This window comes from Prosthecobacter sp., from assembly GCF_044222565.1.
In the GTDB taxonomy this organism is placed as follows: Bacteria; Verrucomicrobiota; Verrucomicrobiia; order Verrucomicrobiales; family Verrucomicrobiaceae; genus Prosthecobacter.
In genome coordinates this window covers 56,566-75,659 of sequence record NZ_JBGANA010000028.1, presented here as the reverse complement: position 1 = coordinate 75,659, position 19,094 = coordinate 56,566, and the positions used below count along the sequence as shown (strand labels likewise).

The following is a 19,094-nucleotide window of genomic DNA, read 5'->3' as shown; positions in this document are numbered from 1 at the left end:
TTCGGCAGGCATTCGCTTGGATGCGATTCTAAATGCTGACGCCAGAACAAATCCTCGCCCTTTCTCCCGATGATTCATCGGCAAAGGCGGCCAAGGGATTGCTGGCTCCGGCGAAGTGGCCGACGCTTGGTAACGATGATTCGGCCATCTGGGGCGAGTGCCAGGGCAGCGGATCCAAGCCCTACCAAGTCATCATTGATGTCAGCGGGCCGTCATTCAAATGCAGCTGCCCAAGCCGCAAGTTTCCCTGCAAACACGGGCTGGCGCTGTACCTCCTGCTGGCGCAGAAGCCTGCTGCCTTCACCGCCAATGCCCAGCCGCAGTGGGTGAATGAGTGGCTTTCGGCGCGGCAGCAGCGTGCGGAAAAACAGGCGGAGAAAAAAGCCACGCAGGCGGAGGCGAAGCCCGCCGACCCAGTGGCCACCGCAAAGCGTGAGGCCAAACGCATGGATAACATGCTCAATGGCGCACGTGATCTGGAGCGCTGGCTGGCAGACTTGGTGCGCCAAGGCATCGCCGAGCTGCCTGCCAAACCCGCGAACTACTGGCGTGAGGCGGCTGCTCGTCTGGTGGATGCCCAGGCCTCGGGGCTGGCGTTTTCCGTCCGGCAGCTTGAGAGCGCAGTTTCATCCGGCGAAGGCTGGCAGCAGCGCACGTTGTTGCAGATGGGACGCATGCAACTACTTATCGATGCCATGCAGCGGCTCGACTCCCTGCCCGAGTCCCTTCAGCACGACGTGCGCAGCTGCGCAGGCTGGTCGGCCGACAAGGACGAAGTGCTGGCTGGCAAAGACCGCGTGCAAGACACCTGGCAGGTGCTCGGCGTCAGCCATGATGAAAACGACAAGCTCTGGGAGCGTCGAGTCTGGCTGCGTGGCGCTGCTTCAGGCCGTCATGCACTGCTGCTGGACTTTTCCCACGGAGGCCGGCGCTTTGAGCAAGTGTTTGTACCAGGCATGCGGTTCAAGGCGGCGCTGTGCTACTTCCCCAGCGCAAGCCCGCTGCGCGCTCTTCTGGCGGATGCCCCCGTCGAAGCAACTGCGAGCCAGCAGCATGAAAAAATCACCACCTGGGATGGCGCGCTGGATTCCGTGGCCGAGGCACTGGCGCGCCAGCCGTGGTTTCAGCGCCTGCCGGTGCTGCTGCACCATGCCACGCCCGTGCTGCGCGGCGGGCAGTGGCTGGCCCGTGATGCGGAAGGGCGTGAGGCCCCGCTGCGCACCAGCGATGACGATGGCTGGCAGCTTCTCGCACTCGGCGGCGGGCATCCGCTGACTCTCTTTGGCGAATGGCTGGGCGACCGCTGGCGACCGCTGACCGCATGGCATGCCGACGAAGAAACTCCCTGCTGGACGGAGGTGCTCCCACTCGCATGAGCACACTCGCCTCTCTGGCCACCCATGCCTTGCTCGGCACCGAGCGTCATCCGCCACAGTGGCCGGCGCACGAAGGTCCGATGGGAGCGTTGCTGACACGTATTCCGAAGGATTCTGTGGAAAAAGCCCTGCTGCAGACGGCCGGTGTGCTCGGCACCTGCCAGCTCGCAGGGCTGCTACCTGGGAAGGTAGATGCAGCGCCCGCGGCATCCGAGCCGTCTGTCCAGGATGCGCGGCTGGATCTGCTGGCTGAGATCCTCGGTTCCGGGCCGGAGCGTTTGCAGGCGGAAGCGTTTCACGCCCTCGCCCGATCCCGCACACGTCTGCCGCACCGCCTGCTGCCGAAGGCGCTGGAGTGCGGGCGGCGCAGCACGGCGCTGCGTCCGAGCCTTTTGCCGGTGCTCGGCACTCGCGGTGCCTGGCTTGCGGCACAGAACGACGCCTGGGCCTATGCCGCAGGCGCGGTGAGCACGACTGCCCCTGGCAGCGATGTCTGGGAGCATGGCAGCCTGGACCAGCGGCGGCTCTATCTGACGGCCCTGCGCAGCACCGATGCCGCCCAGGCGCGTGACTTGTGCCGCGCCGCCATGGGCATCGAAGGAGCCAAGGAGCGCACCGCGTTCATTGAATGCCTTGCCACCGGACTCTCTCTGGAAGACCAGGATCTGCTGGAATCGACGCTGGCGGACAAGAGCAAGGAAGCGCGGCAGGCTGCGGCACGTTTGCTATCTGCGTTGCCAGACTCGCGCTTCTCCCAGCGCATGGCCGCGCGTGCGGCGCTGTGTTTGAAGTCGGAGAAGAAGCTGCTGCGCGGCACGGTCTTCACCCTGGAGGCACCCGCCGCCTACGATTTCTCCTGGAAACCGGATTTGATCGAGGAAGCGAAGCCCAAACACCTGAGCATGGGAGAGCGCGCCTGGTGGCTGCTGCAGATCGTGCGCCAGACGCCGCTGAGCTGGTGGGAGACGCACACGGGCATGTCACCTGCCGACAGCCTGGCCTGGGCGCAAAAATCAGACTGGAAAGACGTGCTCCTGCTGGGCTGGGCCGAGGCGCAGGCTATGCAGCGCCGGGTGGAATGGGCGGAGGCCTTCCTGGGAATCAACCTGCCGCCAAACGGACCGCTGACCCTGTTCGATCTCCTTGAAACCCTGCCACCTGACAGGCGCGAAGCGCATTTCCTCAGACTGCTCACCGAAAACAACACCAACGTGGTCGCCCTCAGTTCCGTCGTGGAGCGCTTCATCCGCGGACTTCCCGTGGGTGCGCCCATGCTGTCACCAGCCGTGGCTGCCAGGGTCATCAATATCCTCAAGCAGCGCATCCACAGCGGCGAGGCACGCTACGACTGGCAGCTCCGCTCCTCACTCGTCGAGCTTGCCTGCCTGCTGCCACTCGCGGCCTTTGAGGATTTTGCCACCGGCTGGGAACTGACCAAGGAAGAAACCCAGCCCTTTGCGGAAGCGGTCGCACGCATCGGCATCGTGCTCGACCAGCGCCGCCAGCTTTCCGCCTGACCCTTTTTAAATCGAACCCCGCTCACCCATGACGAACGCGCTACGCCAACACGCCGAACAGCTCTTTGCCCACGAACTCGACGAACTGAAAAAAGCCGACACGCGCCAGCGGCCCACGAACTGGGATCTCTCGCCGTGGGCGGTGTCCACCTACCTGCTCGGTGGCAGGCTGCACAACGGCTTTGAGGTCAGCGCCAAATACATCGGCAACCGGCGCGTGATCGAGATCGCCGTGGCCACGCTGGCCACGGACCGCGCGCTGCTGCTCTATGGCGTGCCCGGCACGGCGAAAAGCTGGGTGTCCGAACATCTGGCCGCGGCGATCTCCGGAGACTCCACACGCCTCATTCAAGGCACCGCTGGAACCAGCGAGGAGCAGATGCGCTACGGCTGGAACTACGCGCTGCTGCTTTCCAAAGGTCCTTCCAAGGAAGCGCTCGTCCCCAGTCCGCTCATGAAGGCGATGAACGATGGTCGCATCGCGCGCGTGGAGGAACTCACGCGTATCCCGGCGGATGTGCAGGACACGCTCATCACCATCCTTTCGGAAAAAACACTGCCCATCCCCGAACTCTCCAGCGAGGTACAGGCCAACCGCGGCTTCAACGTCATCGCCACGGCGAACAATCGTGACAAAGGCGTGAACGAACTCAGCAGCGCGCTCAAGCGCCGCTTCAACACCGTCGTCCTGCCTGTGCCCGCCACGGAGGAGGAGGAAATCGCCATCGTCACCAAGCGCGTGAGCGAGATGGGCAAGGCGCTCGAACTTCCCGCCGAACCACCCGCGCTCAAGGAAGTGCGCCGCATCGTGCAGGTCTTCCGCGAGCTGCGCGACGGCCAGACTGCCGATGGCAAAACAAAGCTCAAGCAACCCACCGGCACCATGAGCACCGCAGAAGCCATTAGCGTGCTCAACAGCGGCATCGCCCTCGCCGCGCACTTTGGAGACGGCACCATGAGCGCGGGCGACGTGGCCGCCGGTCTCGTCGGTGCCATCATCAAAGACCCCGTGCAGGACGCCGTGGTGTGGAAAGAATATCTCGAAACCGTGGTGAAGGAGCGCAGCGACTGGAAGGATTTGTACCGCGCGTGCCGGGAGGTGATTTGATTTATGAAAATTGGCCAGCAAGTTCACTTTTCGGCAAGGATCAGTCGTGTGATCGACAGCTCCAGCTATCCAGATTGGTTGGAACTCCGATTCACGGACGCTCACGGAAAGGATTGGGTTCTCGAAGAAAAAGCTCCTGTGGTGACATGTGAGGATGTGGTTCCCGGAGGACCCTATGAGGAGGAAGCTTCGATTGCTGCAATGATCGTTGATAAACAAATCGCAAGTGATGGACGGCCTATTGTTGTTGTGAACACAGACAAGCCCTGGGGCATTTCAGATGTAAGTGGGAACACTCACTTCGATTTGTTGGCAGATAATCTCATTCTTGATCCATGACCCACCTCTTCGGCATCCGCCATCATGGTCCTGGCTGCGCGCGTTCCTTGGTTCGCGCGTTGGAGGAGCTGTCGCCGGATTGCATTTTGATCGAGGGACCGCCAGAGGCGGAGGCTGTGCTGACGTCCGCGATTCATGCGGAGATCGAGCCACCGGTGGCGCTGCTGCTGTACTGTCCGGACGATACGAAGAAAGCTTCGTTTTATCCCTTCGCGGAATTTTCGCCCGAGTGGCAGGCCATACGCTTTGGACTCTCACGGAGTGTGCCGGTGCGCTTCATGGACCTGCCGCAGGCGCATGATCTTGCGCTCCGAGATGTTGAGAAGACCGCACCGCTGACGGAAGAAACCGAACACATCGAAGTCGCCGAGGCCGAAGACATCTCCGGCGATCCACTGGACTGGCTGGGCCGTGCCGCAGGCTATGGCGATGGCGAGACGTGGTGGAACCAGATGGTGGAGGAGCGCCGTGATGGTGACGGCACGGGACTCTTCGCCGCCATCCAGGAAGCGATGACGAGCGTGCGTGCGGAGATCCCGCGCAAATTGCCACCACAGTCCCATCAACGCGAAGCCCTGCGTGAGGCACACATGCGCAAAACCATCCGCCAGGCGGAGAAGGATGGATTTCAAAAAATCGCCGTGGTGTGTGGTGCCTGGCATGTGCCGGCGCTCGCTGTTATGCCAAGCGCCAAGGCTGACAACGATCTGCTCAAAGGTCTGCCCAAGGTCAAAGTGGCCGCGACTTGGGCGCCGTGGACGTATGGCCGCCTTGCGGCTGCAAGCGGTTACGGCGCAGGGGTGCTCTCTCCGGGCTGGTATGAGTTTCTGTGGAAAAACCAGGCCGCCGAGGCCTCGCAGCGCTCCATCGCATGGATCTCCAAAGTCGCGCGGCTGATGCGCGAGGAGGACATCGACTGCTCCTCCGCCCACGTCATCGAGGCAGCGCGTCTCAGCGATGCCCTGGCGGCCATGCGCGAGCGTCCCGCCGCCGGGCTGGAGGAAATCAATGAGTCCATCCGCACCGTCATCTGCATGGGCGATGACGGTCCGCTGAAGCTCATCCGTTCCAAACTCATCGTGGGCGAAAAGCTCGGCCGCGTGCCGCCGGATGTGCCCACCGTGCCGCTGCAGCAGGATCTGGAAAAGCAGCAGCGCAGCCTGCGCCTGAAGCCCGAGGCGCTCGCAAAGGAGCTGGATCTCGATTTGCGCGGTGAGAACGATCTCAGCCGCAGCCACCTGCTGCATCGCCTGGGCCTGCTGGGGATCAAGTGGGGTGAAGTGCGCGGCACCGGGCGCAGTGCCAAAGGCACCTTTCATGAAGTGTGGCAGGTGCAGTGGCAGCCCGAGTTTGCCGTGGCCATCATTGAGGCCAGCCGCTGGGGCCATACCCTTAGCGATGCCGCCACCGCACTGGCCATCGACAAGGCGCAGCAGGCGGAATCCCTGCCCGCGCTCTCCGCGCTGGTGGACCGCGTGCTGCTGGCAAATCTGCCTCAGGCCGTGGAGCCGGTGACCCATGCGCTGGAAAATCTGGCCGCCGTGGCAGGCGATGCCTCGCAGCTTCTCGAAGCCATCCCGCCGCTGGCCAATATTTTCCGCTATGGCAATGTGCGCCAGACCGATGCCTCGCTCGTCGGCCACGTGATGGATGGTCTCGTCACCCGCGCCAGCATCAGTCTTGGCGGCGCATGCGCTTCGCTGGATGACGATGCCGCCGCCGCCATGCGCAAACGCATCGTCGCCACACATCAGGCCATCAAGCTGATCGGCAAGGAGGAGCATCTGGCCGAGTGGATGCCGGCGCTCTCGCGGCTGGCCATTTTGGGTGGCACACATGGGCTCGTGTGCGGGCTGGCCGCACGGCTGCTGTTTGATGAGAATAACGAAGATGCCGATGCCACCGCCACACGCATGAGCCAGGCGCTTTCTGTGGGCAATGACCCCGCGCCTGCGGCTGCATGGCTCTCCGGCTTCCTTCACCAAAGCGGCATGGTGCTGCTGCACGACGACCGCCTCTGGCAGATCCTGGACGCATGGCTTGCCTCTTTGAGCGATGACGGTTTCATCCGCATCCTGCCGCTGATCCGGCGCACGTTTTCGCTCTTTCCTGGCACTGAGCGCACGCAGCTCGGTGCTCGTGCGAAGCATTCGGGTGCAGCCGCTCCTGCAGCACAGCCAGCCGCTGCGGTGGAATGGAATGAAGCACGCGCCCAGAAGCCGCTGGCGGTGCTGGAGCAAATCCTTGGACTCAACTCATGAGCACCGCACCCACAGACACCGAACGTCAACGCCGCTGGCGCCTCGCCCTCGGCGGCGAGGCTGAAGAATCTTGCTGCGGTCTCGCCGGCGAGGATATCGAGATGGATCAGGCCCTTGCCGCTTTGTACGAACCCGAAAGCCCCGGCGGCATGAAGAACGCCCGTCGCGGAGGCTCGGACAAGTCTGCACCGCGTGTGGCCCGCTGGCTGGGAGACATCCGCAAATACTTCCCCTCCAGTGTGGTGCAGGTGATGCAGCAGGATGCGCTGGACCGCCTGGGCATGCGTGAAATGCTGCTGCAGCCGGAGATGCTGGAGGCCGTGCAGCCGGATGTGCATCTGGTGGCGAGTTTGATCTCGCTCTCTGGCGTCATCCCCGCCAAAACCAAGGAGACCGCCCGGCTCGTCGTGCGCAAAGTGGTGGACGAACTCATGCGCAAACTCGCCGAGCCCATGCGCACGGCCGTGACTGGCGCGCTGAACCGCGCCGTGCGGAATCGTCGCCCCCGGCTGGCCGAGATCGACTGGAACCGCACCATCCGTGCAAATCTGCGCCACTACCAGGAAGACTATAAGACAGTCGTGCCAGAGACCCTCATCGGCTACGGCCGCAAGGCGCAGAAGACGCAGCGCAACATCATCCTCTGCATTGATCAAAGCGGTTCCATGGCCGCCAGCGTGGTCTATTCCAGCATCTTCGGCGCGGTGATGGCTTCCCTGCCCGCCGTGAAGACGCAGCTCGTGGTCTTTGACACGGCGGTGGTGGATTTGACCGAGAAACTCGACGATCCCGTGGAACTGCTTTTTGGCACGCAGCTTGGCGGAGGCACAGACATCAACAAAGCCGTGGGTTACTGCCAGAGTCTCATCACCGATCCTACCAACACCATCCTCGTCCTCATCTCCGACCTCATCGAAGGCGGTGTGGAAAAAAACCTCCTCCAGCGCACCAATGAGCTGGTGCAAAGCGGTGTGCAGTTCATCACCCTCCTGGCGCTTAGCGATGAAGGCGCACCCTGCTATGACCGCGAACTCGCAGCCAAGATGAGCCTGCTTGGTGTTCCCAGTTTTGCCTGCACGCCGGACAAATTCCCCGCGCTCATGGCGGCGGCGATCAAGAAGGAGGACATCGCCCTGTGGGCCGCGCAGGCAGACTTGGTGACCACGCGCCATGCGTGAGGGACCTCACTCCCCTGAGCGAGGAGTAACGAATCCCGATCGCCCGCCGTAGTGGATGCGTTCGTGGCGTTCCTGCGCCATGGTGGGGTTGATGAATTTCGCCGGTTTCATGAAGTGTTCGTAGGCCAGCCGAAGCTGGGTGGCGGCCTCAAGAGCACCCATGCCACCTGTTTCAGTGCCAAGGCCGGGGCACGCGAGGGTTTTGATCTGTTTTGCTTCGGTGCGATTGTGCCGGTGCACCGCTGTGAGAGCGGCCCATAGCGCGAGGTACACATGATCCGTGCCCTGGATGTTCATGGGCACGCGCATGGTGGGAGCATGGGCCACAAAAGGGTGGGTCGCATGATCGGTGGGAATGATGAGGCAGGTGCCCACGGGTTGCTCGCCGAGATGGTCCTCGAGGATGCACTTCTGCACCCGCTCCATGACATGTCTGCCAAAATAACGCACCACAGCGAGGTCCACCCCTGCATCCATCAGACCGAAGGAATTGCCTGCGGTCACCACGCAATCAAAGCAGGGCAGATCCTCGAAGCGGCCATGCACGATCTCGACTTCGGGATGGGGCCGGAACTCCCAGCGCAGCACGTCACAAAGCTCTTTGCCTCTGTCGACGAGAATCAATCGCATGGGTTTGGAAGGTTGAGATCTATTAGCCTCCCTGCACCGGCGGCATGATCGCCACCTCGCCTCCATCGTGCAGCGGTTCGTCGCGCTTCACGTAGGTTTGATCGAGTGCAAGCAGGAGGCTGTTCTGCCAGTCGCGTAGTTTGGGCCAGCGGGATTCGATTTGAGCGAGGAGGTCGCCCATCGTGGCACCCATCGGGACTTCGAGAGTGATTTCATCCGTGCCGGTGATGTCACGCAGGACGGAGAAGAAGAGGACACGCAGCTTCATGAGGGCGAGCCCGGGTTGAGGATGCCGATGCAGGGCAGATTGCGGAAGCGGCCCATGTAGTCCATGCCGTAGCCGACGACGAATTCGTCGTCGATCTCAAAGCCGGCGTCATGCAGCGGGACTTCACGCAGGCGCTGGCGGCGTTTGCTGAGCAGGACGCAGGTGCGCAGAGAGGCGGGCTGCTGGGCGAGGATGCGTTCGCAAATGGAGTTCAGCGTGAGGCCGGTGTCGAGGATGTCGTCGAGCAGGAGGACGTTTTGGTCGCGCAGGTCGAGGTTGGCGGGCCAGTTCACCTTCACCTCGCCGGTGGTGGCGGTGCCGCCTTGGTAGCTGCTGGCGCTCAGCGTGTGGAGGCGGACGGGCAAGTCGAGCTTGCGGAGGAGATCAGCGACGAAGAAGAGGCCGCCGTCCATGAGGGCCACGACGGTGACGACTTTGCCTGCGAGTTCCGCATTCAGGCGCGCCGCCATCTCATCCACCCGGGCGCTGATTTGCGCGGGGGTGAGCAGGATGCGTTCGAGATCTTGAATGACGCCGGTGACGGAGGATGGCATGGAGCAAAAGAGTGTGCAAAAGGCCAAAGCTGACGTAGCGCAGGCCACTCGACACACGTTTCTTGTAACCTGAATGAACCCGACTGACAAACCGAACCTGCCCGACCTGCGTGTGAGCTACGACCAGGGCGAACTGGATGAACACAGCGCCCCGGCGGATCCCGTGGAGCTTTTCACGCTGTGGATCAATGATGCCCTGGCGCACAAGCTGCCCGAACCGAACGCGATGAGCCTGGCCACGAATGGCCTGGATGGTACGCCGACGGTGCGCACGGTGCTGCTCAAGGGCATCGACGAGCGGGGCTTTCATTTTTACACGAACTATGAGAGCCGGAAGGGGCATGAGATTGAGGCCGATGCCCGTGCCGCCGCCTGCTTTCTGTGGACGGACCGGCATCATCAGGTCTGCATTAAAGGCGCGATCGCCAAACTGGAGCGTGCCGATGCGGAGAAGTACTTTGCCAGCCGCCCGTATGGGCACCAGATCGGCGCGTGGGCCTCGGCGCAGAGTGTGGAAATCCCTGGGCGCGAATGGCTGGAGCAGCGGGATGCAGAGTTGCGAGCGCAGTATCCCGAAGGCCAGGTCCCCTGCCCTCCGCACTGGGGTGGGTACACCCTGCTGCCGGGAGAGATCGAGTTCTGGCAGGGGCGGGTAAGCCGCCTGCATGACCGCATCCGCTACCGCAAAGAGCACGGGGTGTGGGTGAAGGTGCGGCTGAGTCCGTAGGGCATCATCAAGGAGCGGCACTTGCCAAGTGCCGCCCGAAGACATACGCCAGACGCCTAGCCCGGCACTTGGCAAGTGCCTCTACTTGGGCCTGGGGCCGTTCGCCTGCAGAAATGTCGAAAGTCGCTTGCCTTTCATTGTTTTCAGTTTTTAATGAAAGCGTGAGCAAGGAACTACCAGAATGGGAAAAGGCACGCGAGGAATTCGTGGTCCAGTGGGGTTCGCTGGGGACGCAGTGGGGGATCAACCGCACCATGGCCCAGATTCACGCCCTGCTCATGACCGCCCCGGAGCCGATGTGCACGGACGACGTCATGGAACGGCTGGAGATCAGCCGCGGGAATGCGCACACGAATTTGAAGGATCTCGTCGGCTGGAACCTCATCCGCATCATCACCAAGAAAGGCGACCGCAAGGAGTACTTTGAAGCTGAAAAGGATGTGTGGAAGATCTTCATCACCATCTCAAAGGAGCGCAAACGCCGCGAGATCGAGCCGGCCATGCAGCTGCTGCGCGACTGTGCGGCGCGTACGAAGGACGAAGGCGCGGGGCCTGGCCGGGAGTTTCACCAGCAGATGAAGGACCTCGATGAATTCCTCAGCTTTGGCGTCAAAGTGGCCGATACCGTGATCTCCATGAAGCACGCCTCAGCCCTGCAATGGGCCATGCGCCTCCTCGGCTGATTTTTTTGTGCATATATGTTTCACAAATAACTGAAAATTCGGAAAATACACTCTTATGAATACTCCAGCGCTCCAAGTCCGCCGCATGAGTCCGGCTGCTGCCGAGACAAATCCTGTCGAAGGGCAGGTTGAGTGGAGTCCGGTGAAGTCCCTCTGGTTCACGGGGCATTTGATCATCGCGGTGGTGGGTGGGTGGCACACCGCGAGCGTGGGTGCGGTGGTGCTCTCGGCGGTGTTTACAGGGCTGACTTTGTGCCTGGGGCATACGCTTGGGCTGCATCGGCTCATCATTCATCGCAGCTTCACCTGTCCGCGCTGGCTGGAGTATGTGCTGGTGCATCTGGGCACGGTGGTGGGCATGGGCGGGCCGTATGCCATGCTGTATCTGCATGACATCCGGGACTGGGCGCAGCGGCATGAGGTGTGCCATCCTTTCTACACCGATCAGCGGCCCATGTGGCGGGATGCGCTGTGGCAGCTTCATTGCCGGCTCCGCCTGAAACATCCGCCGCAGTTTGAGATCGAGCGGGAGGTGCGCGAAGACCGGGTTTACCAGTTCATGCAGCGCACGTGGATGCTGCAGCAGGCGCCCTACGCGGTGCTGTTTTATCTGCTGGGTGGCATCGGCTGGGTGGTGTGGGGCATCTCGGTGCGCATCGTGGTGTCGATCATCGGCCACTGGCTCATCGGCTACTTCGCACACAACTTGGGTGAGCGTGACTGGCATCTGCAAGGGCATGCCGTGCAGGGGTATAATATTCCGCATCTCGGCCTGATCACGATGGGCGAGTGCTGGCACAACAACCATCACGCCTTTCCTGAATCCGCGCGCCTGGGACTGACACAGGCCCAACACGATCCCGGCTGGTGGGCGCTGCGAGCGCTGAATTTTTTTGGCCTGATCAAGCACATGAAGCTGCCTGCTGACATGCCGGAGCGGCCAGAACTCATTTCTCTCAACCCAAACCCAAACCACACAAACATATGAACGAAACCGTCATCAGCTACACCCTCTATCTCATCCTCGCCGTCAGCATGACGGTGTGGGTCGCTCGCACTTTGCACAAAAACGGCCGCATCTTCCTCGTCGATTGCTTCCACGGAAACACGGACCTCGCCGACAGCGTGAATCACCTCCTCGTCGTCGGCTTCTACCTGGTGAACATCGGCTTCGTCTCGCTGTATCTCAAAAGCACGGAAGAAATCAGCGGCGCGCGCGGAGTCTTTGAACTGCTCAGCGGCAAGATGGGCGTGGTGCTCCTCATGCTCGGCGGCATGCACTTCTTCAATCTCTACATCTTCACCCGCATGCGCCGCCGCGCCACTCTCGCCAGCATGCCTCCGCCCGTTCCCGCGATGCACCGCGTCAGCAAGGCGAATGACATTCTCGACACGCTGTGAAAACGTTCCTGCGCAAATTGAAGCTGTCGTTCCTCGCGATGTTGTGCGGTTGGATCGCGTGCAACATCGCGCTGTGGCTGGCACGTCTGCCGGAACTTAGAATGTACCCGACCGTGCGAGAAGAAATCATTGGGGTGCTCTTCTATGGGCTCGCCACAGGCGTTGTGATTCTGGTTGCTTGGCTGATGATCTTTTTGCCTGTGGACTTGCTCGTGCCAGATCATTCCAAGCTGCGCAGGCCCTGGCCCGCTTCGATTTGTGGATTCATGGCCGGGAGCAGCGTGGTTGCTATCATCTGGGGGCACGCGGTTTGGAGCGAGGGTTCATCAATGAACAGTGAGGAATTTTTCAGTTTGAAAGCATTCTTCCTGCTGAGCAGTCCTGGCATCACAGGAATGGTGGCAGCCTATGTCAGGTCACGTCATCGCGAACCTATTTCGACAATGCCATGAACCGCGTCACCAAAGCCAACGACATCCTGGACACCCTGTGATGAAAACGTTCCCGCAAACTCTGAAGCTCTCATTCCTCGCGATGTTGTACGGCTTGATCGCATGCAACATCGCGTGGTGGACGGGCTACAGCGCTTATCCGGTACGGGAGCCATCGGCATGCATACAGCTTCTTGCATTTCTAGCGATCGGACTGTGGACTCACATCGTGACCTTCCTTGTGTGGCTCTTCGTCTTTCTGCCACTGGACGTGGTGCTTTCTGACACCTCACCATGGAGAAAACCCGGTGCGGCTGCTCTGCTGGGGTTTCTGGTTTCCTTTGCTTTAGTGGCGCTGTTCTTCGTGTGCGCTGTCGGGCATCGCATGAGGGCTCTTGGACTTCTCGCCGCCATCCGCCATGCATTCGACCATGGGGCGCTGCCCAAGCTGCTGGCACCCTGCGCTGGTGGGACCGTAGCGGCGTGGACTCGCGCTTTGATGGACAAACCCAACCGAAACTCAATGCCATGAACACCCTCACCATCTTCTACGACGCCCGCTGCGGCCTCTGCTCGCGCTTCCGGCGCTGGATGCTCGAACAGGCCGCCTACGTGCGGCTGGAGTTTCTGCCTTACGATTCGGCGCAGGCACGGCAGCGCTGTCCCGAGCTGCCGAATCTGCGGGCGGATCAGGAAATCGTCGTCATGGGCGATGACGGATCGCTCTGGCAGGGCGCAGGCGCGTGGGTGACGTGCTTGTGGGCGCTGCGGGAGTATCGGGAGTGGTCGTTGCGGCTGGCGAGTCCGGCGATGCAGCAGGTCGCACGGCGCGTGGTGCACTGGATTTCCAGCAATCGCATCGGCCTTTCCCATCTGCTGCGTTTGCGCAGCGACGATGCGCTGCGGGCGCAGATCACGGAGACGGCTTGTGACAATGGCGCGTGTTCGATTCAATCACGAAACGCGGCTTGAATGAAGGCGGCGGTTTGGGCTGTAATGGCTGCATGTCTTTCTTCCGCTGCTTCCTCACTGCATGCACCCTCGCCGCCAGCCTTCATGCGGCGGAGGACAAGATGCGCCTTGTGCGTGAAACGGACGCGCTGACGCCGGAGCAGGAGCGTGCGGGGCTACATTTGCCGCCCGGCTTCACTGTGCAGCTCTTTGCCAGCGAGCCGATGATCAACAAGCCGATCAACATGGCCTTCGATGCGCGGGGCCGCCTCTGGGTGTCCTCGACGGTTGAGTACCCCTACTCCGCCGACAAAAGCCGCTGGTCTGACGCGCAGGGCACGCGCATCAAAGACAGCCGCGATGCGATCAAAATCCTCGAAGACACCGATGGCGACGGCAAGGCCGACAAGGTGACCGACTTCGCCGACGGCCTGAACATTCCCACCGGCGTTCTCCCCTGGCACAAACCGGAGCACAAGTCCGGCTGCATCGCCTGGAGCATCCCCAACATCTGGTACTTCGCCGACACTGATGGCGACGGCAAAGCCGACCACCGCGAGATTCTTTTCGGGCCGCTCGGTTATGAAAAAGACACGCACGGCATGTGCAGCAGCTTCCGCATGGGGCTGGATGGCTGGGTCTATGCCACGCATGGGTTCAACAACACCAGTCACCTGAAGGCGAAAGACGGCAGCACTTTGGACCTCCACAGCGGCAACGTCTTCCGCTTCCGCCCCGACGGCTCGCACGTCGAAATCTGGACGCGTGGCCAGGTGAATCCCTTCGGCCTCTGCTGGGACCGCTTCGGCAATCTCTACAGCGCCGACTGCCACAGCTCTCCCATATACCAGCTCATCCGCGGTGCCTGTTATCCCAGCTTTGGCAAGCCGCATGATGGCCTCGGCTTCGCGCCAGTCATGTGCGAGCACAGCCACGGCTCCACGGGCATCTGCGGCATCGTTTACCTCGACGGCGGAGTGTGGGGCTCTGAGTGGGACGACCACACCCTCGTCGGCAACTGCGTCACCTCCCGCGTGAATCATGACAAGGTCACCTTCACCGGCGCCACACCCAAGGCGAACGAACAACCCGACTTCATCACCAGCGACGACCCCTGGTTCCGCCCCGTCGATCTCCAGCTCGGTCCCGACAACGCCCTCTACATCGCCGACTTCTACAACAAGATAATCGGCCACTACGAAGTGCCTCTGGATCATCCAGGCCGCGACAGAGAACGAGGGAGAATCTGGCGGGTGGTGAAGACGGACAAAAACGTGGCCTTGAATGAGATGAAGCCCATCCGCGATGTCACGCCCGCAGATCTGGAAGACGCCAACCTGACACGCCGATATCTGGCCCTGCAGACCATGAAGGCGGAGCATCCAGACAAACCGTTTTTTCTGGCTCCTCCAAAGCATGCCACCGGCTTGCTCCGTGCAAACTGGTGGTGGCATGACCTGCAATTGCGCCACGGACGCCAGCCAGCAATAGGCGGTCACCAGTGGGAAGTCACACTGGCAGACCCCCGATCGGATGTTTCCGAGTCGGACATGGTGGAGGCATTGCGTCAGGCGGAATCCTTCGGCCTGGCATGTGTGGGAACCAAAGCCTGTGAGGCTGCGCTTAAGCATTCATCGGCTCGGGTGCAGGTGGCCGCGTTGAACGCGTTGCGCGCGCATCCTGCAAAGGAGAATTTTCCCTGGGTGCTCGACGCATGGGTGGAAAAAGAGTCCGCAGATCCAGTCCTGTCGCTCACCGCCAGACTCGCGGTTCGCGCGCACTTGATGCTCCCGCAAGGCTTCGCGGCGGTCGCCGAAAGGCACCTGCCTGCGGTGGAAAAAATCGCCATCGCCGTGCAGACTCAGGATGCTGCTGGGTTTCTGTTGAGCCATCTGCCAGACGCCACGCCGCTCAGGATCGAGGTGGTGGGTCATGTCGCTCGTTATGGCGATGCCGACATGGTGGCGCGGCTGATCCGCCTGACCAGGAACAGGTCTCCCGGATCCGTCGCCTTGTTGGAAGCCCTCCACAACGGCCTCAGCGAGCGCGGTGCCCCCGCCAACCCCGAGCTGCTGCAATGGACGCAGGAGCTCGCCACCCAGCTCCTCGATTCCGCACCGCAGCAGCCCACTCCCGCCTGGACCTCCTCAGGCGATGCCCTATGGTCTTTGCAGCCACGCCAATGCACTGACGGCACACAGGCTCAGGTGCTGCAGAGCATGGCGAAAGGCGGTGGCGATGAGGAAAAGCGCAGCGGCATTCTCAAATCCAAAGACTTCGCCGCGCCCGCCCAACTCATCGTCTGGATCAACGGCCATCGCGGCCCTCCAACCAGCAAGGCACACGACAAAAACCTCGTGCGCGTGGTGGACGCACAAAGCGGCGTCACGCTCGCCAGCGCCTTCCCACCACGCAGCGATGTCTGCCAGCGCACCGAGCTGGACCTCTCCGCACACACCGGCAAATCCGTGCGCCTGGAGATCGTCGATGGCGACGACGGCAAAGCCTACGCCTGGATCGGCATCACCCGCATCGAGCCCGCCGTCGTCAGTGTGAACGATTTCCAGGGCGAGGATAGCAACCGCACCGCACTCAAAACCCTCGCCGCGATGCTCCAGCACACGGCACCGGCCGCATTGCGCGAAAAGCTCTCCGCCTACCTGCCCCCACGCCCCGCACCACCACCGCTGCCCGTTTCACCCGAGCAGCGCAAGAACTTGGATGCGCTGATCGCTGCACGCGCTGTTGCGTATGCGAAAGCAAAGCCGGATGTGGCAGCGGGGAGAACCGTCTTCACCACGAACTGCGCCGTTTGTCATCAAATTCGTGGCACCGGCGGCCTCATCGGCCCGCAGCTCGACGGCATCGGCGCACGTGGAGCTGAGAGATTGAGCGAGGACATCCTGGATCCGAATCGCAATGTGGACGCCCATTTCCATCTGCATACGCTGACGCTCAAAGATGGTGGCACGCTGAGCGGCTTCCTCAAAGGCGAGGCCGGGCAGGTCTTGATTCTCGCAGATGCCGCAGGGCAGGAGCAGCGCGTATCCAAGAATGATCTCGCGAAGGATGTGACCACACCCATGTCGCTGATGCCGCCGGTGTTTGGGCAGACGCTGGATGAAGCGACGTTCATCAACCTGCTGGGGTACCTCATGAACGAGAAGGCGGAGAAATAGGCCTCCATCCCGGCCGCATTTCACAGCGCTCAAACCATCCACACCATGCCCATCGAATTCGACGTTCACATCACCGAAAAGCTTCTGTGGCGTATCGCCTGGCGGCGGATACTGCAGCGGTGGCCCCGCCTTTTAATTGCGATCATGCTCTTGATCGCCAGCATCATTCTGGATTATCAACCGGGGAAGCTGAGCGCCATGTCTATCTTCGGCATGATGGTGATCGGATTCTTGCTGCTAATTTTCCTCGCGTATTATTTCCGGATGCGACGTGTGATTGCGGACTGGAAACGCATGCAAGGCGATGCGCATGTGCATTACACCCTCAGTGAAGAAACGATCCATGGACGTTCCAATCTTGGAGCCACCGAATTGAAGTGGATGGTGTTTCGTGAACTCGTCGAGCGCCCGGACTGCCTCCTGCTCCATTATTCACGAGGCGATCACTTCACACTGCCGCGTGGCGATGTACCTCCAGAGGCGCTGGATCTCATTCAGCGAAAGTTCCAGGAATTGAATCTACCCGTAAAGCGCGCATGACTCTTCGCCTCTCATCGATCCTGTTGGTTCTCAATGCTGCCATGGCTGCTGAGAGCCTCAAACCGCACCCCAAAGCCATCGCCAACATCCATCCTCCCGGCGAGGTGGACCGGCCGGAAATGGTGCAGTCTTGTGTGTCGGATTCGGCAACTTTGCCGGGTATCGTGGTGGATGAGATGGATGCGGAGCTGGTGGGGGAGTGGCAGTATTCCACGCATACGCCGCCGTATGTGGGGCTCGGTTATATCCACGACATGAAAGCGGGAAAGGGCAGCAAGTCGGTGACCTTCACACCCGCGCTGCCGAAAGCGGGTTGGTATGAGGTGAGGCTGGCGCACTGCTACAATGTGCGACGTTCTACCAGGACGCCGGTCACGATTCATCATGCAGATGGGAACACGAAGGTGATCATCAATCAGCAGCAGGAGCCGGAGCACGGGCGCCTGTTTCGCACGCTGGGCACGTTTCGGTTTGAAGCGGGGCGTGCAGGATGGGTGCGGGTGTCCAATGAGGGCACGGAGGCGGACAAGGTGGTGATTGCCGATGCAGTGCAGTTTTTGCCGGTGACAAAGTAGCCTTGTTGCTGTGCAACAAAGGACAACTCAGCCGCATTCACATCTTACGGACTTCCATACTGCATATGGTTGCGAGGGCCTCCCTTGTTCCACAGGAACAAGGCTACTTTCCAAGCCACAAAAAAGCCGGGGTCTTTCGACACCCGGCTTTTTTTGAATTTAATCCTCTTCGGCTTCGGCAGCGGCGGCCTTTTTCCGCTTCTTCTTGCCACCGGCGTTGCGGAGAGCCTTTGGAATGGGGTCTTCCTTCTTCTGCAGGGCGCGGCGCAGTTTGCGCAGCGCGATGTTTTGCAGCTGACGGATACGCTCGCGGGTGACGCCGAACTCCTGACCGACTTCTTCCAGCGTGCGTGGCTTCTGGCCGGCGAGGCCGAAGCGGGCATCGATGATCTTGCGTTCGCGTTCGTCGAGAACGGTCAGCAGGCCATCGAGCTGGCTGTGCATGTTCTTATGCGAGAGCAGGTCGAAAGGGGTCTGGGCGTTTTCGTCGCCCACGATTTCGCCGAACTCGGTGCTGTCGTCGTCACTGATGGGGGCGTCGAGCGAGGCAGGGCGCATGGAGGCGACCTTGAGCTGGCTGAGCTTGGCACGATCAATGCCGATTTCTTCGGAGAGTTCGTCGTCGGTGGGTTCGCGGCCCAGTTCCTCGGACATCGCCATGGCCACACGGCGCATCTTGCTGATCTTGTCCACCATGTGGACAGGGAGGCGGATGGTCTTGGACTGGTTTGCCAAGGCGCGCTTGATGGACTGTTTGATCCACCAGGCGGCGTAGGTTGAAAGTTTGCCGCCCTTGTTCGGGTCGAAACGTTCCACGGCCTTCATCAGGCCGATGTTGCCTTCGGAAATGAGGTCGAGAAGAGGCAGACCGTAATTGGCGTAATCCTGGGCGATCTTCACCACGAGGCGGAGGTTCGCACGAATCATGTGCGAACGGGCTTCGGGGTCGCCACGTTTGATGCGTTCGGCAAGCTCGACTTCCTGGTCGGGAGTCAGCAAGTCTGTCTTGCCGATCTCACGCAGGTAAATCTTGATGCCTCCGTCGAGTTCCATATGAAATTTCTAGTTGGGTAATACGATAAAAGGACCAACGTCCTTGCCCCGCGCCGAGACGCAGGGGGTAGTCAGTATAGATGCGATTTTATACTTCGCTCGTCTTTTTTGAGCAAGTTTGCGGCCAGTATTGGAGGATGGACCGGAAGAATAGAGCACGGGCGAGTATATGACAGCCTACGTTCAACTAAACTTTCGGGGAATCGTCAACATCATTTCTAAAAAAAGTTAAGGAATGTTAATAAAAAGACCTGTAAACAGGCACTTTTTCAGCTGTGGGGACCGGTGTGGAACACCTTTCGTCCCGGCCAGGGGGTGAAGTT

At 61.1% G+C, this 19,094-nt stretch carries 20 protein-coding genes; 16 read left to right on the top strand and 4 right to left on the bottom strand.

Features of this window, described 5'->3' with window-relative positions; genetic code table 11:
• Nucleotides 1–32 precede the first annotated feature (32 nt).
• The 6 genes from ACILSR_RS28220 to ACILSR_RS28195 are packed head-to-tail and all read left to right on the top strand — an operon-like array spanning nt 33 to nt 7,779.
• Complete coding sequence (locus ACILSR_RS28220; protein WP_395753163.1) at nt 33–1,376, top strand: SWIM zinc finger family protein; 1,344 nt, start codon at nt 33–35, stop codon at nt 1,374–1,376.
• Entirely contained in the window at nt 1,373–2,893 is a 1,521-nt protein-coding gene (locus tag ACILSR_RS28215) for a DUF5691 domain-containing protein (protein WP_395753162.1), read from the top strand. Before ACILSR_RS28220 ends, ACILSR_RS28215 begins: the two co-directional genes overlap by 4 nt.
• A gap of 28 nt (nt 2,894–2,921) precedes the next feature.
• Nucleotides 2,922–4,001, top strand: coding sequence for an AAA family ATPase (locus ACILSR_RS28210; protein WP_395753161.1), 1,080 nt, complete (start codon nt 2,922–2,924; stop codon nt 3,999–4,001).
• Nucleotides 4,002–4,004: 3 nt separating this feature from the next.
• A complete protein-coding gene (locus ACILSR_RS28205) occupies nt 4,005–4,340 on the top strand; it encodes a hypothetical protein (RefSeq protein ID WP_395753160.1) in 336 nt (111 codons plus the stop codon).
• Complete coding sequence (locus ACILSR_RS28200) at nt 4,337–6,601, top strand: DUF5682 family protein (protein ID WP_395753159.1); 2,265 nt, start codon at nt 4,337–4,339, stop codon at nt 6,599–6,601. The genes ACILSR_RS28205 and ACILSR_RS28200 overlap by 4 nt, the downstream gene beginning before the upstream one ends.
• Nucleotides 6,598–7,779: a VWA domain-containing protein gene (locus tag ACILSR_RS28195; protein WP_395753158.1), complete on the top strand. Its 1,182-nt coding sequence runs from the start codon at nt 6,598–6,600 to the stop codon at nt 7,777–7,779. Before ACILSR_RS28200 ends, ACILSR_RS28195 begins: the two co-directional genes overlap by 4 nt.
• Before the next feature lie 6 nt (nt 7,780–7,785).
• Here the strand turns inward: ACILSR_RS28195 and ACILSR_RS28190 are convergent, their stop codons facing one another.
• Genes ACILSR_RS28190 through hpt form a run of 3 tightly spaced genes read right to left on the bottom strand, consistent with a single transcriptional unit; the run spans nt 7,786 to nt 9,231 of the window.
• The gene (locus ACILSR_RS28190; RefSeq protein WP_395753157.1) at nt 7,786–8,409 is read right to left on the bottom strand and encodes a macro domain-containing protein; all 624 of its coding nucleotides are present in this window, start codon (nt 8,407–8,409) and stop codon (nt 7,786–7,788) included.
• A gap of 22 nt (nt 8,410–8,431) precedes the next feature.
• Nucleotides 8,432–8,677, bottom strand: a complete 246-nt coding sequence (gene moaD, locus ACILSR_RS28185) for a molybdopterin converting factor subunit 1 (RefSeq protein ID WP_395753156.1) — start codon at nt 8,675–8,677, stop codon at nt 8,432–8,434.
• Nucleotides 8,674–9,231 (bottom strand): hypoxanthine phosphoribosyltransferase, encoded by a 558-nt coding sequence (gene hpt, locus ACILSR_RS28180; RefSeq protein ID WP_395753155.1) that lies wholly within the window; start codon nt 9,229–9,231, stop codon nt 8,674–8,676. The genes moaD and hpt overlap by 4 nt, the downstream gene beginning before the upstream one ends.
• A gap of 73 nt (nt 9,232–9,304) precedes the next feature.
• Here hpt and pdxH point away from each other — a divergent pair, with 73 nt between their 5' ends.
• From pdxH to ACILSR_RS28130, 10 genes are all read left to right on the top strand, one after another.
• On the top strand, nt 9,305–9,958 hold the full coding sequence (gene pdxH, locus ACILSR_RS28175) for a pyridoxamine 5'-phosphate oxidase (protein ID WP_395753154.1): 654 nt from the start codon (nt 9,305–9,307) through the stop codon (nt 9,956–9,958).
• A gap of 161 nt (nt 9,959–10,119) precedes the next feature.
• A complete protein-coding gene (locus tag ACILSR_RS28170; protein ID WP_395753153.1) occupies nt 10,120–10,641 on the top strand; it encodes a GbsR/MarR family transcriptional regulator in 522 nt (173 codons plus the stop codon).
• 55 nt (nt 10,642–10,696) lie between these two features.
• A complete protein-coding gene (locus ACILSR_RS28165) occupies nt 10,697–11,629 on the top strand; it encodes an acyl-CoA desaturase (RefSeq protein ID WP_395753152.1) in 933 nt (310 codons plus the stop codon).
• Nucleotides 11,626–12,042 (top strand): hypothetical protein, encoded by a 417-nt coding sequence (locus ACILSR_RS28160; RefSeq protein WP_395753151.1) that lies wholly within the window; start codon nt 11,626–11,628, stop codon nt 12,040–12,042. The genes ACILSR_RS28165 and ACILSR_RS28160 overlap by 4 nt, the downstream gene beginning before the upstream one ends.
• Nucleotides 12,039–12,494, top strand: coding sequence for a hypothetical protein (locus ACILSR_RS28155; protein ID WP_395753150.1), 456 nt, complete (start codon nt 12,039–12,041; stop codon nt 12,492–12,494). The genes ACILSR_RS28160 and ACILSR_RS28155 overlap by 4 nt, the downstream gene beginning before the upstream one ends.
• Nucleotides 12,495–12,534: 40 nt before the next feature.
• The gene (locus tag ACILSR_RS28150) at nt 12,535–13,005 is read left to right on the top strand and encodes a hypothetical protein (RefSeq protein ID WP_395753149.1); all 471 of its coding nucleotides are present in this window, start codon (nt 12,535–12,537) and stop codon (nt 13,003–13,005) included.
• The gene (locus tag ACILSR_RS28145) at nt 13,002–13,445 is read left to right on the top strand and encodes a thiol-disulfide oxidoreductase DCC family protein (RefSeq protein WP_395753148.1); all 444 of its coding nucleotides are present in this window, start codon (nt 13,002–13,004) and stop codon (nt 13,443–13,445) included. Before ACILSR_RS28150 ends, ACILSR_RS28145 begins: the two co-directional genes overlap by 4 nt.
• Before the next feature lie 32 nt (nt 13,446–13,477).
• A complete protein-coding gene (locus tag ACILSR_RS28140) occupies nt 13,478–16,603 on the top strand; it encodes a PVC-type heme-binding CxxCH protein (RefSeq protein ID WP_395753147.1) in 3,126 nt (1,041 codons plus the stop codon).
• Nucleotides 16,604–16,648: 45 nt separating this feature from the next.
• Complete coding sequence (locus tag ACILSR_RS28135) at nt 16,649–17,143, top strand: hypothetical protein (RefSeq protein WP_395753190.1); 495 nt, start codon at nt 16,649–16,651, stop codon at nt 17,141–17,143.
• Nucleotides 17,140–17,718 (top strand): xanthan lyase, encoded by a 579-nt coding sequence (locus ACILSR_RS28130; RefSeq protein WP_395753146.1) that lies wholly within the window; start codon nt 17,140–17,142, stop codon nt 17,716–17,718. Before ACILSR_RS28135 ends, ACILSR_RS28130 begins: the two co-directional genes overlap by 4 nt.
• A 159-nt stretch (nt 17,719–17,877) precedes the next feature.
• Here ACILSR_RS28130 and ACILSR_RS28125 read toward each other — a convergent pair whose 3' ends face one another.
• Nucleotides 17,878–18,771: an RNA polymerase sigma factor RpoD/SigA gene (locus ACILSR_RS28125; RefSeq protein WP_395741910.1), complete on the bottom strand. Its 894-nt coding sequence runs from the start codon at nt 18,769–18,771 to the stop codon at nt 17,878–17,880.
• Nucleotides 18,772–19,094: the final 323 nt, after the last annotated feature.

Coding starts and splice junctions, on each gene's coding strand:
- moaD (WP_395753156.1), bottom strand. CDS start 8,677: ATGAAGCTGCGTGTCCTCTTCTTCTCCGTCCTGCGTGACATCACCGGC.
- ACILSR_RS28150 (WP_395753149.1), top strand. CDS start 12,535: ATGAAAACGTTCCCGCAAACTCTGAAGCTCTCATTCCTCGCGATGTTG.
- pdxH (WP_395753154.1), top strand. CDS start 9,305: ATGAACCCGACTGACAAACCGAACCTGCCCGACCTGCGTGTGAGCTAC.
- ACILSR_RS28220 (WP_395753163.1), top strand. CDS start 33: ATGCTGACGCCAGAACAAATCCTCGCCCTTTCTCCCGATGATTCATCG.
- ACILSR_RS28140 (WP_395753147.1), top strand. CDS start 13,478: ATGTCTTTCTTCCGCTGCTTCCTCACTGCATGCACCCTCGCCGCCAGC.
- ACILSR_RS28165 (WP_395753152.1), top strand. CDS start 10,697: ATGAATACTCCAGCGCTCCAAGTCCGCCGCATGAGTCCGGCTGCTGCC.
- ACILSR_RS28125 (WP_395741910.1), bottom strand. CDS start 18,771: ATGGAACTCGACGGAGGCATCAAGATTTACCTGCGTGAGATCGGCAAG.
- ACILSR_RS28130 (WP_395753146.1), top strand. CDS start 17,140: ATGACTCTTCGCCTCTCATCGATCCTGTTGGTTCTCAATGCTGCCATG.
- hpt (WP_395753155.1), bottom strand. CDS start 9,231: ATGCCATCCTCCGTCACCGGCGTCATTCAAGATCTCGAACGCATCCTG.
- ACILSR_RS28145 (WP_395753148.1), top strand. CDS start 13,002: ATGAACACCCTCACCATCTTCTACGACGCCCGCTGCGGCCTCTGCTCG.
- ACILSR_RS28200 (WP_395753159.1), top strand. CDS start 4,337: ATGACCCACCTCTTCGGCATCCGCCATCATGGTCCTGGCTGCGCGCGT.
- ACILSR_RS28135 (WP_395753190.1), top strand. CDS start 16,649: ATGCCCATCGAATTCGACGTTCACATCACCGAAAAGCTTCTGTGGCGT.
- ACILSR_RS28190 (WP_395753157.1), bottom strand. CDS start 8,409: ATGCGATTGATTCTCGTCGACAGAGGCAAAGAGCTTTGTGACGTGCTG.
- ACILSR_RS28215 (WP_395753162.1), top strand. CDS start 1,373: ATGAGCACACTCGCCTCTCTGGCCACCCATGCCTTGCTCGGCACCGAG.
- ACILSR_RS28205 (WP_395753160.1), top strand. CDS start 4,005: ATGAAAATTGGCCAGCAAGTTCACTTTTCGGCAAGGATCAGTCGTGTG.
- ACILSR_RS28160 (WP_395753151.1), top strand. CDS start 11,626: ATGAACGAAACCGTCATCAGCTACACCCTCTATCTCATCCTCGCCGTC.
- ACILSR_RS28210 (WP_395753161.1), top strand. CDS start 2,922: ATGACGAACGCGCTACGCCAACACGCCGAACAGCTCTTTGCCCACGAA.
- ACILSR_RS28195 (WP_395753158.1), top strand. CDS start 6,598: ATGAGCACCGCACCCACAGACACCGAACGTCAACGCCGCTGGCGCCTC.